Here is a 14,907-nt window from a genome sequence, read left to right on the forward strand (position 1 = left end):
TCACCGTTCATTTACTCGTTGGGCGTCTTTGCCTTATTTTCCCCCGAAAACGGAGCATCGGGTGTCGCGTCGCGACGCTCGGGAGCATACCCACCTGGGCTGGAAGCAGATCCGCCTCGCCAGCCGACGATGGCTGGCGAGGCGGATCGAAAGAACTCGGAAGAACGTGGAGAACGTGACCGGCGCGAGGCGGACGATCAGGTCTCGCGGAACGCCACAACACCGCCACGGACGGCCGGAGACGCCTCAGCACCCTGCCGGCGCCGGGGTCAACGCGGTCGCGGCGGCGGAAGCCGACGGGCAGTGGGCGGGCCGGGACGACGCGGATGGTTGGCGCGCGGGCGGGCCGCCGTCGTCGCCGCCTTGACCACCGCGGCTGTTCCCTCTTCCTCCTCCCGCTCGTTGGCCGTCGCCCGGAGGCCGGAACGCTGGAGCAGGCGCTGAATCGTGAGGTCGCGCTGGTCGGGCCTACCGACGTACCTGACTTCGCGAAGTCCCTGCTCCTGCGCGGCGTTCTCGAAGACGAAGTGGCCGTAGCCGAGGATCCGGCCGGCGAACGGCTTGTCGATCGTGATGTCGAGAATCCTCATGATCGGGGTCGTGGCGATCTTCTTCGTCAGGACGCCACGCACGCGGAACACCCGCATGTTGGTGATCACGAAGCGGTCCATGTGTTCGGTCAGGGCGCGCCAGCCGGCATGGCCGAACAGCAGAAGAGCGCCGATGAACGGCACCCACGCAGCGTTGACGGGGAGGTTGATCATGACCCCGAACAACACCAGCGCACCCAGACACTCCAGGACCGGGATGATGTAGACCACCCAGTGGTGGCGCACCTCATCGACCACCACCTCGCCCTCGTCGGCGAGAAGGTGCCGCACGATCTTCGGATCGGCGATCGCTCGCCGAAGCCATCGGAGCGGTCCGGTCACGCGAACACTGTGCTGAAGAACGTGATGAGTGCCTGGAAGCCGTCACTGATCAGACTTCCGGCGCCGCGGACGGCATCGGCCGCGCTGTCGGGTCTGGTTACCAGATAGAACGCAACGAAGGCGATAACAAGCCAGGTGACCACTTTCTTCGTACCGGCTGTCACGTCCGTACTCCTCCCTTGTGGGCTGCTGCGCGGCCTCTTTGCGTGTTGTAGCCCAACACGAACTCTAAGTGGTATCTGCGGTACGGCAAAAGGGGCGCGACGTACATCCCACCCCGTGGGCGCTGACATCCCCAAGGTCTGACCGATAGGTCGACGGAGGGCCACGTTAGCGAGCATTCGGCGCGGTGGCGCCACCACCGTCCGTACCCACTCAGGGCATCCCCGAGTCACCGACCATTTCCGCGACGAGCTCGTCGGCCGCTCGATAAGGGTCCAACTCGCCGGCGAGGACGCGTTCGGTGAGCGTGTCGAGCCGGCGGTCGCGTGGCAGCCGGTCGAGTCGTCGACGCAGGTCGACCAGGGCGAGCGCCTCGATCTCGGCACGAGCCCGGCGGGTGCGACGACGCGTGAGTTCGCCTGTCTCCCGTCCGTGCGCCTCATGTGCCGTGGCCGCCTGGACCACCGCGTCGATCCCCTCGCCGGTGGTCGCGACACTCGGGACGATCGGTGGGGTCCAGGCCCCGTCCGGCCGCTCCCCGAGGGCGAGCATGTGGCGCAGGTCGCGGCTCACCCGCTCGGAGCCGTCGCGGTCGGCCTTGTTGACGACATAGATGTCACCGACCTCGAGAAGGCCGGCCTTGGCCACCTGGACGGCATCCCCCATCCCCGGCGCGAGCAGGACCAGCGTCGTGTCGGCCAGGGCCGCGACCTCCACCTCGGACTGTCCGACACCGACGGTCTCGACCAGGATCACCGCACATCCGGCGGCGTCGAGGACTCGGACGGCCTGCGGGGTGGCCCAGGCCAGCCCACCGAGGTGACCGCGCGTCGCCATCGAGCGGATGAACACCTCGGGGTCGGTCGCGTGGTCCTGCATCCGGACCCGGTCACCGAGCAGTGCTCCTCCGGAGAAGGGCGACGACGGGTCGACCGCGAGAACCCCGACGCGCAGGCCCTGCCGGCGGTATGTCGTCACGAGCGCGGACGTGCAGGTCGACTTGCCGACACCTGGTGCGCCGGTGATGCCGAGCACCTGCGCCTGGCCGGTGTAGGGCACGAGCGCCGCCGCGACCTCACGCAGGACGGGAGCGGCGTTCTCGACCAGGGAGATCAGGCGAGCGACCGCGCGCGGATCGCCGGCCCGTGCTGCTTCGACCAGCTCACCGACCGAGCGACGTCGGCGCCGGGGCCCCGCGGTCGCGCGCGGCTCCGTCGCTGGCTCGGTCACGAGGTGCCGCCGGCGCCCACCCGTACGACGAGGGCGTCACCCTGTCCACCGCCACCGCACAGCGCCGCGGCACCGACGCCGCCGCCGCGCCGACCCAGCTCCAGCGCGAGGTGGAGTACGAGACGGGCGCCGGACATGCCGATCGGGTGGCCGAGCGCGATCGCGCCTCCGTGGACGTTGACGCGGTCTTCGTCGACCCCGAGCTCCCGGACGGAGTGGACGGCGACGGAGGCGAAGGCTTCGTTGATCTCGATCAGGTCGAGGTCGGTGGGTGCGATCCCCTCCTTGGCGCAGGCGGCCCGGATCGCGTCGGCGGGCTGGGACTGCAGGGAGGAGTCTGGTCCGGCCACGACGCCGTGTGCGCCGATCTCGGCGATCCACGACAGGCCGAGGCGCTCGGCGGCTTCCCTGCTCGCGACCACGACGGCGCACGCGCCGTCGGAGATCGGGGAGGACGAACCGGCGGTGATGGTGCCGTCGGACACGAACGCGGGCGAGAGCCCGGCCAGCCGGTCGGCGTTGGTGTCGGGGCGGATGCCCTCGTCGGCGGTGACGACCACCGGCTCGCCGCGACGCTGCGGCACCTCGACGGGTGCGATCTCGGCGTCGAAGACGCCGTCCTTCGCGGCCGCGGCGGCCCGCTGGTGCGACCGGGCGGCGAAGACGTCCTGCTCCTCGCGCCCGATACCGAGCTTCTGGTTGTGCCGGTCGGTGAGCTCACCCATCGAGACCTGGGTGAAGGCGTCCCACAGCCCGTCGTGCTCCATCGAGTCGAGCAGGGTGGCGTCGCCGTACTTCACGCCGGTGCGGGAACGCGGCAGCAGGTGCGGTGCGTTGGTCATCGACTCCATGCCACCGGCGACGACGACCTCGAACTCCCCCGCCCGGATGAGCTGGTCGGCGAGCGCGATCGCGTCGAGACCGGACAGGCACACCTTGTTGACCGTCAGCGCGGGGACGGTCATCGGGATGCCCGCCTTCACGGCGGCCTGCCGTGCGGTGATCTGGCCGGTGCCCGCCTGCAGAACGTGGCCCATCACGACGTACTGCACCTGGTCGGGAGCCACGCCGCTGCGGTCCAGCGCCGCCTTGATCGCGATCGCGCCGAGGTCGACCGCGGAGAAGTCCTTGAGCGCGCCGAGCAGGCGCCCCATGGGCGTGCGCGCGCCGCTGATGATGACCGATCCCACGATGCCAGCCTACGCGGCTGGCGTCCCTTCGGTCCCGTTCGTTCGGCATGCCGGCGCATGGACTTCCACCGAATGGCGCAGGATGGAGGCATGCCCGCAGACCTTCCCGACGCGAGCTCCGACGGCTCGCCCGAGTCGACCGAGTCCTCCGGATCGGCGTCGTCCCCGTCGTCCCCACCGCAGCCGATGTTCCGTTCGATCGACCACGTGGGCATCGCCGTGACCGATCTCGACGCCGCGATCGCGTGGTACGCGGAGAAGTTCGGGATGCGCGTCACCCACACCGAGGTCAACGAGGAACAGGGCGTGCGCGAGGCGATGCTCGCCGTGGGCACCTCGGGCCCGCAGCTCCAGCTCCTCGCTCCCCTGCGCCCCGACTCACCGGTCGGGCGGTTCCTGGCCTCCCGCGGCGAGGGCCTCCACCAGGTCGCCTACACCGTGGACGACGTCGACGCGGCCTCGGCGGCGCTGCGCGAGCGGGACATCGAACTCCTGTACGACGAACCGAGGCGCGGCACGGCCGGCTCCCGGGTCAACTTCATCCATCCCAAGAACGCCGGCGGTTTCCTGGTCGAGCTCGTCGAGCCTCCCGCCGAGGCCGACGACACGCGCGAGATCCACGACACGCCGAACGCGTGACCGGCTGCGGCAGGGGACCGGCAGGCCCTTCCAGGCTTGGCCGAACCACGGTTGAACCCGGTTGATACACGGTCGACGCACTGTCGATGCATGCTCGAGGCACGCACGCTCCCGGGATGATCGAGGCATGATCGAGGGCAGCGCCGGGGAAGGGCCGGGGAAGGGCCGCTGGATGGCTCCCGGGCGGGAGGCAAGGCCGCCTTGCGTCGTCGGTCCGGACCATGGCGCGGCTCCGCCGAGCGGCTCGGAGTCCTCCTACCCAAGAGAAATCTGAGAATCCTGGCCTCTGCCGTCCACGGTGTCGGTGGGACGTGTCAAGGTTGTGACGGTGGCCTGCTTTCGGCGGGTTCTGTCGCACCTGGCGGCTCGTCGCGTCTGGCTGGGTTGCCGCCGTTTCGGGTGCCGCCGACTGACGCGCCCGTAAGTGGCAACCGCTTCCGAAGCGGGGCACCATAGGGGTGGTTCACCGGAGTTGTGAGGAGCGCGCATGTCTGAGCCGGACGAGGGCCTTTCCCTGCTGGAGAACGGTCGGAAGGTCGGCACGTTCACCACCGTCCTCCTCGGTTACGACCGGCAGGAAGTCGACGGTGTCGTCGAGCAGCTCGACGCGGTCCTCGACGAGCGCGACCGTGCCATCGGTGAGCTGCAACGAGATCTCGCGCTGACCCGCCGGGCCCTGGAAGAGGCGGGCGAGCCCACCTGGGCCAAGCTCGGCCGGCGGGCCCAGGAGATTCTTCGGCTCTCCGAGGAGCAGGCCCTCGACGTCGAGACGCGGGCGGAGGAGGCCGCAGCCGACATCCGGGCCGACGCCCAGGCGGAGGTCAGGCGGCTGACCGACGACGCCGAGCGTGGCACCTCCGAGGTGCGCAGGCGTGCGGTCGACGAGACCGAGAAGATTCGCAACGCCGCCGAGGAGGAGGCCGAGCGGATCATCAAGGCCGCTCAGAAGCGCCGTGAGGACATCCTCAAGCAGGCGACCGACAACGCCAACCGCCAATTGCGCGAGCTGGAACAGCAGCTGAGGACCCGTAAGCAGGGAGCCGAGCACGAGGTCGCCGCCATGCTGGCCGCGGCCGAGCGCGAAGCCGCCGAACGCCGCAGCGCCGTGGCCGGCATCCTGGAGAAGGCACAGCGCGAGGCGGCGACCGTGCACACCTCGGCGGCCGCGGCCGCCGAGCGGGTCACGAGCCACGCCGAGCAGCTCCTCCGTGACGCCGACAAGCGTTCGCAGGAGACCGACCACCGCACCGAGGAACGCCTCCGCAACGCCAACGACCGGGTGGCGCAGGTACTCGCACGCTCTCGCCGCGACGCTGAGCAGATTCGCAAGGAGGCCCGCGCCGAGGCCGACCGGATCGTGCGTGACGCCCAGACCAGGGCGCGCGAGGACACCACAGCGGCCGAGCGTCAGCTCGCGACCCTGCGACGCCAGCGCGACGACCTGATCGAGAGCCTCACCCGACTCCGCGACAACGTGGGCGTCATCGCCGGCGGCGTGCCCGACCAGCAGCGCCCGACGCCCGTCGCCGCCGGCGCGACAGGCCCCTCCTCGTCGGCGTCCGCGGGCAAGCCCGGCGCGTCGAGGCCCGCCGGTGAGCCGAAGCGGCCGGGCGGCGCATCGTCGGACAGCTGAGGCCGCCTGAACCCCCACGGCCAAGCCCTCCCGTCAGGTAGCTGGGACGGGAGGGCGCAGTCGTTCTCGACGACCAACACCCCGGCACCGCCCGACGACCTCTCGACCAACTCTCGACGACCTCCCGAGCAATCCTCGACGACCTCCCGACCAACTCTCAATCGACCCTCGATCAGCGCGGCCACCCACGACCCGAGGTTGCCCGGCCGGGCACATCTGACCACGCCGGTCGGCATGGTGGATGCGAACACCGCCCGCACATGAGAACCTGCACAGGCGCGACCCGGACAGGTGCGACGACGGGTCCGGCAGGTCGGAGGGCGAGATGGGCGAGAAGGACGTGGCAGGTACGCCTGCCCGGGGGGCGACCAACGGATCGGAGACCGCGGTGGCGGCAGAACAGTCGGTGACCGACGAGCCCGGCGCTTCGAGCGGGCAGACCGCACAGCGGACGGCAGGACGCGGCACCACCTCCTCGACCGGACCGCTCGAGGAGAGAGGCCCGAGCACCCCGTCGACAGCGACCAGGGGTCAGCTCGGCGCCGACGACGGCGACGGCGACGAGAACGACGCGGGGTCGATGCGGCTCGGCCGGCCAGGTCCCCGCATCAGCCGGCACTCGCCGTTCTATCTCGGCTTCTTCGGCGCGCTCGGCGCGCTCCTCGCCTGGCAGCTCGCCAACATGCTCGCCTCGGCGAGCAGTGTGCTCATCCTCCTGGTCGTGTCCCTCTATCTCGCGGTCGGTCTCAATCCGCTCGTCGAGTGGTTCGTTCGACGCCGGCTGCGGCGCGGCTTCGCGGTGATGTTGGTGTTCCTCGGCGTCGCGCTCGTCTTCGCGCTCATCGGGCTCGCCATCGTCCCGGTCGTGACCGAGCAGGTCACCTCGCTGGTCAACCAGGTGCCCGAATGGTTCACCGCACTGCGCAACAACCCGAACCTCCAGGACCTGGACGACGAGTACCAGATCACCAAGCGGGTCGAGGAGTACATCACCAGCGGCGGCCTGGCCGAGCGACTCTTCGGTGGCGTCGTCGGGGCCAGCCGGATCGTGGTCAGCACCCTCTTCGGTGGCTTCACGATCCTCGTTCTCACGCTCTACTTCCTGGGCTCCCTCCCGACCACGAAGGATGCCCTCTACAAGCTGGTCCCCCGCTCCCGGCGCGACCGCGTCTCCCTGCTGGGCGACGCGATCCTCGCCCGGGTCGGTAGCTACGTCGGTGGCCAGCTGGCGGTGGCGGCGATCGCCGCGACCGCGTCGTTCATCTTCTTCATGATCGTCGGGCTCAGCGAGTACGCCCTGGCGCTCGCCATCGTGGTGGCCGTCCTCGGGCTGATCCCGCTCATCGGTGGCGCGGTCTCCGCCGTGGTCGCGACCTCGATCGGTCTGCTCACCGACGTCAAGATCGGCATCGCCTGCGCGATCTACTACGTCGTCTACCAGCAGATCGAGAACTACCTCATCTACCCGCGCATCATGCAGCGCTCGGTGAAGGTGCCCGGCACGGTCATCGTCATCGCGGCGATGGTGGGCGGCTCCCTGCTCGGCATCGTCGGCGCCCTGCTCGCGGTCCCGACGGCCGCGGCGATCCTGCTGCTCATCCGGGAGGTCATCCACCCCCGACTCGAGGACGCCTGAGGTCTGCTCCCAGGATCCACAGACACCCACGACACGAACAGCGGGCCCCTCATCCGAGTTTGGATGAGGGGCCCGCTGCGTGCTCAGACGTCCGAGGTTCCTACCGCTACCGGACGGGACGGAGCTCAGGACTGCGCGAGCCGCGGGTCCGCGGTCGGCAGCGTCTGCCCGGACTCGTACCACCCGGTGGGACGGCGCGACACGTGCGGCGTGATGCGCTCCGCACCCTTCGGAGCGGCCCAGCCCACGGCGTTGGACAGCACCCGCTGAATGTCGGGGTGGTGGTAGACGGGGTACTCCTGGTCGCCGGGGCTGAAGTAGAACAGCCGGCCCCGACCGCGGCGGTAGGCGCAGCCGCTGCGGAAGACCTCACCGCCGGAGAACGAGCTGATGAACACCAGCTCGTCCGGCTGCGGGATGTCGAAGTACTCGCCGTACATCTCCTGCGCCGGGATCAGGATGGGGTTGGGGACGCCCACCGCGATCGGGTGGTCGGGCGCGACCGTCCAGACCATCTCCCGGTCGTTCTCGCTGCGCCAGTCGAGGGAGCAGGTGGTGCCCATCAGCTTGCGGAAGATCTTGGAGAAGTGGCCCGAGTGCAGGACGATCAGGCCCATGCCGCCGAGCACTGCCTCCTGGACGCGGTCGACGACCTCGTCCGCGACCTCACCGTGGGCGGCGTGACCCCACCAGGTGAGAACGTCGGTCTCCGCGAGCACCTCCTCGGTGAGGCCGTGCTCAGGCTCCTGCAGCGTGGCCGTGCGGACGACGACGTTCTCGCCGAGGTTCTTCGCGATGCCGGCCGCGATCGCGCCGTGCATGCCGTCGGGGTAGATCTCCTTGACCGAGGCGTCCCGCTGCTCGTGGACGTTCTCGCCCCAGACCGTCACCCTGATGGGGGACGTGCTCATGTGTAGCTCCCTTTGCTGCTCGCTTCAGTGAAGTCTCTGACGGTTCGCGACGAGCCCTGCCGCGGGTCCTCGCTACGCCTCGATGACTGGAATCTCGCGGCCTTCCAACGAGGACTGGTAGCAGGCGTCGATGATGCGGGCCCGCGCGAGACCGTCCCGGCCGACGTAGGCCGACCAGTCGCCGCCGCGAACGACCTTGACGAACTCGCGGACGACTGCCCGGTGGCCCTCGCCACGGATCACCCGCGGACGCACCTCGGCGGGCGCTCCGGCGACGTCGGTGTAGATACGGAGGGTGTCCTCGGCAGCGTAGTTCTCGACGCCGATCTCCGCACCACCGTCGGTGCCGTAGAGGGAGACGCCGAAGTCGTCGCCGGGCTTGCGGAACGTCGCCCAGCTCGTCTCCAGCTGGAGTACGCCGCCGCCCTCAAGGCGGAGGAACGCGGTGGCGAGGTCCTCGACCTCGTACGCCGAACCGACGGTCTGCTTGGCGGAGTACTCCGAGCCGCCGAGGCCACGCGGGCCGAGCTCGGAGAACGTCGAGGCGCTCGCGGAGAGTACCCGCGGCTCGCCCAGCAGGTACAACGCCATGTCGAGCATGTGCACACCGAGGTCGATGAGCGGGCCGCCGCCGGCCATCTCCCGGTTGGTGAACCAGCTGCCCATGCCGGGGATGCCGTTGCGGCGCATCCAGTGCGCCTTGGCGTAGTACACCCGGCCGAGCTGGCCGGCGTCGAGGTGCCGCTTGAGGATCGCGACGTCGCCACGCTCCCGGTGGTTGAAGCACACCTTGAGAACGCGGTTGGCCTTCACGGCCGCGTCGACGATGGCCTGCGCCTCCTCACCGGAGCGCGCGAGCGGCTTCTCCGACAGGACGTGTCGGCCACCCTCGAGGGCCGCGATCGCGATCGGCGCGTGCAGGTGGGTGGGCGTCGCCACACTCACCGCGTCGAGGTCGTCACGCTCGAGCAGGTCCTGCCAGCGCGCGTACAGATGGGGGATGGAGTGCTCCTTGCCGAGTTCGGCAAGGCGGTCGGCCTCGAGGCCGGCCAAGGCGATGACATCGACGTCCGGCAGCGCGAGGAAGCCCTTGAGGGCCGCCTGGCCGGCGAAGCCGAGGCCGATGACACCGACGCGGAGGGGACGGGAGGGTTCTGGCTGCCCGGCGGAAGCGGACTGCGCCGGGTTCGAGTTCGTGCTCATCGCGAGCCAGTCTAGGTAGCCGGCCGGCCTTCCTCGCAGGTCAGAAGCGGGGGCGAGAGTGGCCAACCCCGGCCAGTGCACACGCCTCGTCCACGGAAGGCACCGTGACCGTGTCCACTTCGGGGCCGCCTCACCCCGCCGACGACTGTCGGTGTCCGGGCAACGCCGGTTCGCCGCCGGCTCGGCGAACTCGGGTGGTGCGGATGGTCCACGAGTGCGCGGGGCGACCTTACGCCGACCTCACGTCGAGGACGGGCCTTTCGGCATCGGAACGTCGGCGAAGGCGGCGACGGTCTGGTCGGCGTAGGCGCTCGCGTCGGCGTACTCCATCGGGCCGTCCCAGGTGCCCGGCAACGCTCCGGCCTCGGGCGCGACCCGGGCCACGATCTCGTCGAGAACGCGTTCGGCGTTGCCCACCCACAGGTGCTTGGCGCCATCGACGCCGATCACCTCAGCCTGCGGGATGGCGGCGAACCGCTCCCGCGCGGCGTCGGGTCGAAGGTAGTCGTCGAACTCCGGCACCAGCGCCGTGACCGGCTTGTCCGACGCCGCCCACACCGCGAGGTGTTCCGGCCGGGAGTACCGCAGCGACGGCGACAACAGGATCGCGCCCTCGACCGCCGGGTCACAGCCGTGCATCAGGATCAGGTCGGTGCCGAACGACCAGCCGACCATCCAGATCTTGGGCAGCTCGGCGAACTCGGCGTACTCCAGGGCGGCGGCCACGTCGAACCGCTCGCCGTCCCCGTTGTCGAACGTTCCCTCGCTGGTGCCCTGGACGCTCGTCGTGCCCCGAGTGTTGAAGCGCACGACCGCGATGCCCGCGAGAGCGGGCAGCCGATAGGCCGCCTTACGAAAGACGTGGCTGTCCATCATCCCGCCGTGGGTCGGCAGGGGGTGTACGCAGATGAGGGTGGCCACGGGTGCCCGGTCGAGCGGGACGGCGACCTCACCGACGAGGGTCAGCCCGTCGGCGGTCTCCAGCGCGAGCGGGGTGCGGCGCGCCGGGAGCACGCTGTTGGCGCGGATCGGGCGCGGGCCGTTCGAGTCAGGCGCGGGGGGCGGAGCGGAGCTGGTCACCCCTCGATTGTCGCGCCAGGCCCGGTCGGTGCCGGCGGGCCGGGTCCCTACTTGCGGCGACGGCGGTCGCGGGCCCGCCAGCAGGCCGCGTGCCAGTGCCGGCGTTCGTCCAGCCCGTCCCCCGTGAACGACGTCGGATCCATCGGCCAGGCGACGACGTGGGGCGTCGCGGGTGGGATCAACTGGTCGCAACCGGGGCAGCGGTAGGGCTTGGTACTGGTGGCACCGGTGATCTGCCGGACCACCCAGTCACCGTCCGACCACTCCTCGACGTGCTGGTGGCCGCCGACGAGGGGCCGCGTGGGTTCCGGGCGGCGGCGGGGACGTCGGCGGGGCACGCGCTCATTCTCCCCCGCGGCCGATGGAGGCGGGAACACGGTGCCCACCCGCCGCCGTCGCCTACGCTGGTGCCGTGCCCCGATACGAGTACCGCTGCCGGACCTGCGGCGACACCTTCGAGCACGCCCGCCCGATGAGCGAGGCGGCCGCGCCCACACCGTGCCCGCAAGGTCACGACGACACGGTCAAACTTCTGTCCACCGTCGCTCTGGCCGGTCGAGCGGGTGCCGCTCCTGCCGCCGGCGGCGGATGCTGTGGCGGAGCCTGCGGCTGCGGCGGCTGAGCGCCACGACTCCCCCGTTGGCTGGTTCCGGTGAGCGGGCGGATCCCTCCGCCACCCACTCACCGGAAGCTCACCTGTCGCCTAGGAGAGCCCGTATGCCCGGATCGAGGTCACGGTGAGCTGGCCACCCCGGTCGTCCGCGGCGCTCGTCCGGATGGAGACGTAGCCCCCGGGCTTGTTCGGATGCCGGATCTCGGCGGCCCAGTTTCCGTTCGAGTCCTGGCCGACCGGTGCCTTGGCCCAGGTCCGGCCGTCGTCGTACGACACCGACAGCGAGACGTCCCGGATCGTTCCCTGGCCTCCTGGCCGCATGATCGGCAGCCCGAGCCGGAAGGCTCGCCCGGATGGTGCTCGCCCGGACCCGTCGAAGGTGCCCAGCACGAGTGAGTTGAGCATGGTGATCTGCTCGACGTAGTCCGCCGGCGCGGCCGAGGTGAACGCCCAGTGCCCGTTGACCTCCGTCGCGTACCTCGCCCACGGCACCGCGACCTTGGCCGTGACGTCCAACGTGTAGTCGGCCGAGGTCCTCGGCTGACCGCCGACTTCCAGGGTGAACGGGTCTGTCGACGTCGCGACGACCTTGCCGTTCCTGCGCAGGGTGCTGGTGCCGTCCACGCCTGTCGGGTTCCAGATCATCAGGCTGCCGCCGCGTAGCGAGGGTGCGAGGGGTGACATCTGGAAGCTCATGGTGCCGTCGCTGTGCCGGAACCCCTTCACCTCGGGACGAAAAGCCGCGGGGGTGAAGGTCCGGTCCACCACCTGCCCCGGTTCGTAGACCACCGGGTCGTGGAACTCGGTGTACCAGACCTGCGAGATGGTCGTCCGTACATCGAGGTTGTCGGTCCAGGGCAGCGGCTTGCCCGCGAACGCCGGCGTGAACAGGTGCGTTCGGTTGCTCGGGAGCGGCAGGTCGTAGTACCAGCCGAGCCCCATCGTGGAGTCGCCCGGCAACTGCGCCTCGCGGTGCCAGACGCCGTTCAGGTTCAGCGCCGCGCCCGCGGTCGCGAAGCTCACGTTCATCCGGCTCAGGTCGGCGTCTCGGACGGTGTACGTCGGGCTTGTCGGCACGCGTCCCTCGTTGCCGAAGGTGAGGTCGTAGGTCCCGCGACTCGACTCGAGCGACCGGAACATCGCGAACTGGTAGGTCCGCCCGGTCACCTGCGTGGTGGGCAGGGCGTACAGCGGGTTGCGGTGCGGTCCCTCCAGCGTGAGGAGCGTGGTGAACGGCCAGCCGCCGAGGACCTCGACCGTCCCGAAGATCGTCAGATTCGGCGTCGCGTCGGGTGCGTCGACCTGGGTGCGGACGAGCTTCGCCTGGCGCGCGTCGAGCGTCACCGTTCGGCTCGCACCCTGCACGTCGATCCGCGGTGCCGACAGCAGGGTGTAGGCCGTCGGCTTGATCCCGGCGGGCGTGGCGACGATCGTGCCGAAGGTGTAGGTGCCGCGCGGCACCCGGGCGACGAGGCCCTTCGCCGTCGCACGCAGGGTGTACAGGTCTCCGGTCTGGAGGTCGCCGACGACGGCGGGCGCCGGTTGCAGCTGGCTCAGCGACGTGACGAGCTTGCCGTTGAGGTCGATCGCCCGGATCGTGACGTCGTAGGACTCCGACTCCGCGCCCAGCGTGAAGGGCGTCTGGACGGCGATGCCAGGCCCGGTGGCGGTGATCCGCCCGTCGTAGGTGACGTCCGTCAGCGCCACCTTCGGGTCCGCGATGACGGTGACCTGTGCCGTGCTGCGGGCCGGGACGCGCAGCGTCTTGGCGCCGACGCGGATCAGTCCGGCGGGCGCCGGTCCACCGCCGACGGACTCGTGGACCTGGACGCCGATCTGGAGGGTGGCGTCGGACGCGGTGGTGTTGCGGTAGGTGAGCTTCCGCGTCGTCACGCTGTCGTGCGGCCAGCGCATGAACAGCGACAGCGAGCCCTCCTCCACGTTGACACGCTGGGTGAGTGCCCGACCCGGGTCGAGCTGTCCGGCGCCCTGGGCGACGGCGCTCTCCCCCGCGAGCGGCTTCGCCGTACTGATGAGCAGCGCCTTGAGCTGGGCCGGCGTCCACGTCGGTCGCAGTTGCGCGAGCAGCGCGGCGCCGCCGGTCACGTGCGGCGCGGCCATCGAGGTGCCCGACATGCGGGCGTAGGAGTCGCCGACCGGCTCGTCCGGGGTGGACTGGCGCGCTCGGGCCGCGACGATTCCCACGCCGGGAGCCGCGATCTCCGGCTTGAGCGCGAGGTCACCGGAGCGAGGTCCGCGGCTGGAGAACTCCGCGGTCGCACCCTTCGCGTCGACGGCGCCCACGGTGAGTGCCGCGTCGGCCGAACCGGGCGAGGTGATCATCTGGTTGTCCGGACCGAGGTTGCCGGCGGCCACGACGAACAGCGTGCGCTTCTGCGCGCTGATCCGGTTGAGCGCGGTCGCGATCGGATCGGTGCCGTCGGTCGGGAAGGTCGAGCCGACGCTGATGTTGGCGACCTTGACGCCCTGGTCGGCGGCCCATTCCATGCCCGCGATGAGTCGGGACTCGGTGCCGGCGCCGGTGTCGTCGAGCACCTTGGCACTCACGAGTGTGGCGTCTGGGGCCATGCCCTTGTACCGGCCCTTGGAGGCCGCGCCGCTGCCGGTGATGGTGGAGGCGACGTGGGTGCCGTGACCGTTCCGGTCGGTCACCACCGGGCTGGTGCTGAAGTTTCGTTCCGCCACGACGGCACCCGCGAGGTCTGGGTGCGTCTTGTCGATACCGGAGTCGATGACCGCGACCTTCACGCCCTTGCCGGTGTAGCCGAGTTTCCAGGCCCTGGGCGCACCTGTCTGCGGGACGCTGCGGTCCAGGGTCTCCCGGACGGGACCGTCAAGCCAGACTTGCTGCACACCGGAGGCCAACGTCTGCTGGCTCCTCACCGTCGATTCCGGACGCGAGTTCGCCATGGGACCGGCGAGCCAGCGCCAGAACTGTGCCGCCGAACTCTTCTGTGTCACCAGCGCCGACGCGCCGACACTTGGCAGGGACCGGCGTACGGCGACACCACTCGGTGCGGCAAGCGCCGACACGCGTTCGCCCGCGGACCTGATGATGAGGGGGATCTGGGTGGTCTTCGCGTCGTCGTATCCCGCGCGGACCAGGCCGGCGATCTCGAACAGTCGGCGGTCGAGCTTCCCGGAGGCAACCAGCGGCGCGGCGTCGGAGGGGAGGACCTCGATCTCGCTGCCGTGGCGGCGGGTGCTGAAGGCGATGCCGTCGCGGCCGGGGCCGTGCATCGGCACCGCGGTGATCACGCCGCCCGGAGCTGTGGTGAGTCGTACCCGGTCACCGGTCAGCAGCGTCACCGTCGCCACCTGTTTCCGGTGGTCTACCGGTGCGGCGCTGCGTGAGGTGGCCGCCTGCTTCGCGACCGTCAACTGGGACGGCGGTGCGGCCGTCGCGCCTGGTATGCCGGCCACCGCCAGCGCCCCCGCCGACAAGGTGAGCATGGTGGTTCGCAGAAGACCCATCGACCTATCCCCGAATAATCACTAGTGATGTGTCCACGGGAGCATTCCACGCGGCACGGCCGTTGATGGGTACATCCGTCTATGGTCGGCGAATAGGCGAAATCGCCCGGTTGACGAGGGACTCGCGCAACCGCGCACGACAGTGCTGGAGGGCCGCTTCGGACGGCTGAACTAGGCTGCGAC

General features: G+C 70.3%; 13 protein-coding genes. 4 read left to right on the top strand and 9 right to left on the bottom strand.

The window, feature by feature from the left end; genetic code table 11:
* Nucleotides 1-269: 269 nt before the first annotated feature.
* From HEB94_RS53930 to HEB94_RS40585, 4 genes are all read right to left on the bottom strand, one after another.
* Complete coding sequence (locus HEB94_RS53930; protein WP_192754751.1) at nt 270-932, bottom strand: PH domain-containing protein; 663 nt, start codon at nt 930-932, stop codon at nt 270-272.
* Complete coding sequence (locus tag HEB94_RS40575; RefSeq protein WP_192754752.1) at nt 929-1,096, bottom strand: hypothetical protein; 168 nt, start codon at nt 1,094-1,096, stop codon at nt 929-931. The genes HEB94_RS53930 and HEB94_RS40575 overlap by 4 nt, the downstream gene beginning before the upstream one ends.
* A gap of 211 nt (nt 1,097-1,307) precedes the next feature.
* Nucleotides 1,308-2,324, bottom strand: a complete 1,017-nt coding sequence (gene meaB, locus HEB94_RS40580; RefSeq protein ID WP_337918277.1) for a methylmalonyl Co-A mutase-associated GTPase MeaB — start codon at nt 2,322-2,324, stop codon at nt 1,308-1,310.
* Nucleotides 2,321-3,514, bottom strand: a complete 1,194-nt coding sequence (locus HEB94_RS40585; protein ID WP_192754753.1) for an acetyl-CoA C-acetyltransferase — start codon at nt 3,512-3,514, stop codon at nt 2,321-2,323. Before HEB94_RS40585 ends, meaB begins: the two co-directional genes overlap by 4 nt.
* Before the next feature lie 90 nt (nt 3,515-3,604).
* Between HEB94_RS40585 and mce the strand changes: the two genes are divergently transcribed.
* The 3 genes from mce (at nt 3,605) to HEB94_RS40600 (ending at nt 7,422) form a co-directional block, all read left to right on the top strand.
* Complete coding sequence (gene mce, locus HEB94_RS40590) at nt 3,605-4,153, top strand: methylmalonyl-CoA epimerase (RefSeq protein ID WP_202896809.1); 549 nt, start codon at nt 3,605-3,607, stop codon at nt 4,151-4,153.
* 487 nt (nt 4,154-4,640) lie between these two features.
* Nucleotides 4,641-5,786, top strand: coding sequence for a hypothetical protein (locus HEB94_RS40595; protein WP_192754754.1), 1,146 nt, complete (start codon nt 4,641-4,643; stop codon nt 5,784-5,786).
* Between the two features lie 325 nt (nt 5,787-6,111).
* Nucleotides 6,112-7,422, top strand: coding sequence for an AI-2E family transporter (locus tag HEB94_RS40600; protein ID WP_238361753.1), 1,311 nt, complete (start codon nt 6,112-6,114; stop codon nt 7,420-7,422).
* A 125-nt stretch (nt 7,423-7,547) separates the two neighbouring features.
* Here the strand turns inward: HEB94_RS40600 and HEB94_RS40605 are convergent, their stop codons facing one another.
* The 4 genes from HEB94_RS40605 to HEB94_RS40620 form a co-directional block, all read right to left on the bottom strand.
* The gene (locus HEB94_RS40605; protein ID WP_192754755.1) at nt 7,548-8,333 is read right to left on the bottom strand and encodes a ThuA domain-containing protein; all 786 of its coding nucleotides are present in this window, start codon (nt 8,331-8,333) and stop codon (nt 7,548-7,550) included.
* A gap of 72 nt (nt 8,334-8,405) precedes the next feature.
* Entirely contained in the window at nt 8,406-9,536 is a 1,131-nt protein-coding gene (locus HEB94_RS40610; RefSeq protein ID WP_192754756.1) for a Gfo/Idh/MocA family protein, read from the bottom strand.
* 240 nt (nt 9,537-9,776) lie between these two features.
* Nucleotides 9,777-10,616, bottom strand: coding sequence for an alpha/beta hydrolase (locus HEB94_RS40615; RefSeq protein ID WP_192754757.1), 840 nt, complete (start codon nt 10,614-10,616; stop codon nt 9,777-9,779).
* 47 nt (nt 10,617-10,663) lie between these two features.
* The gene (locus HEB94_RS40620; RefSeq protein ID WP_192754758.1) at nt 10,664-10,954 is read right to left on the bottom strand and encodes a hypothetical protein; all 291 of its coding nucleotides are present in this window, start codon (nt 10,952-10,954) and stop codon (nt 10,664-10,666) included.
* A 74-nt stretch (nt 10,955-11,028) separates the two neighbouring features.
* On the opposite strand from HEB94_RS40620, the gene HEB94_RS40625 reads away from it, so the two are divergent.
* Nucleotides 11,029-11,238 carry a zinc ribbon domain-containing protein gene (locus HEB94_RS40625; protein WP_192754759.1) on the top strand — a complete coding sequence of 70 codons (210 nt, stop codon included), beginning with the start codon at nt 11,029-11,031 and terminating at the stop codon, nt 11,236-11,238.
* An 81-nt stretch (nt 11,239-11,319) separates the two neighbouring features.
* On the opposite strand, the gene HEB94_RS40630 is transcribed toward HEB94_RS40625, so the two are convergent.
* Nucleotides 11,320-14,724, bottom strand: coding sequence for a S8 family peptidase (locus tag HEB94_RS40630; protein WP_192754760.1), 3,405 nt, complete (start codon nt 14,722-14,724; stop codon nt 11,320-11,322).
* Nucleotides 14,725-14,907 lie beyond the last annotated feature (183 nt).

Source organism: Actinopolymorpha pittospori, assembly GCF_014873875.1.
GTDB classification, from domain to species: Bacteria; Actinomycetota; Actinomycetes; order Propionibacteriales; family Actinopolymorphaceae; genus Actinopolymorpha; species Actinopolymorpha pittospori.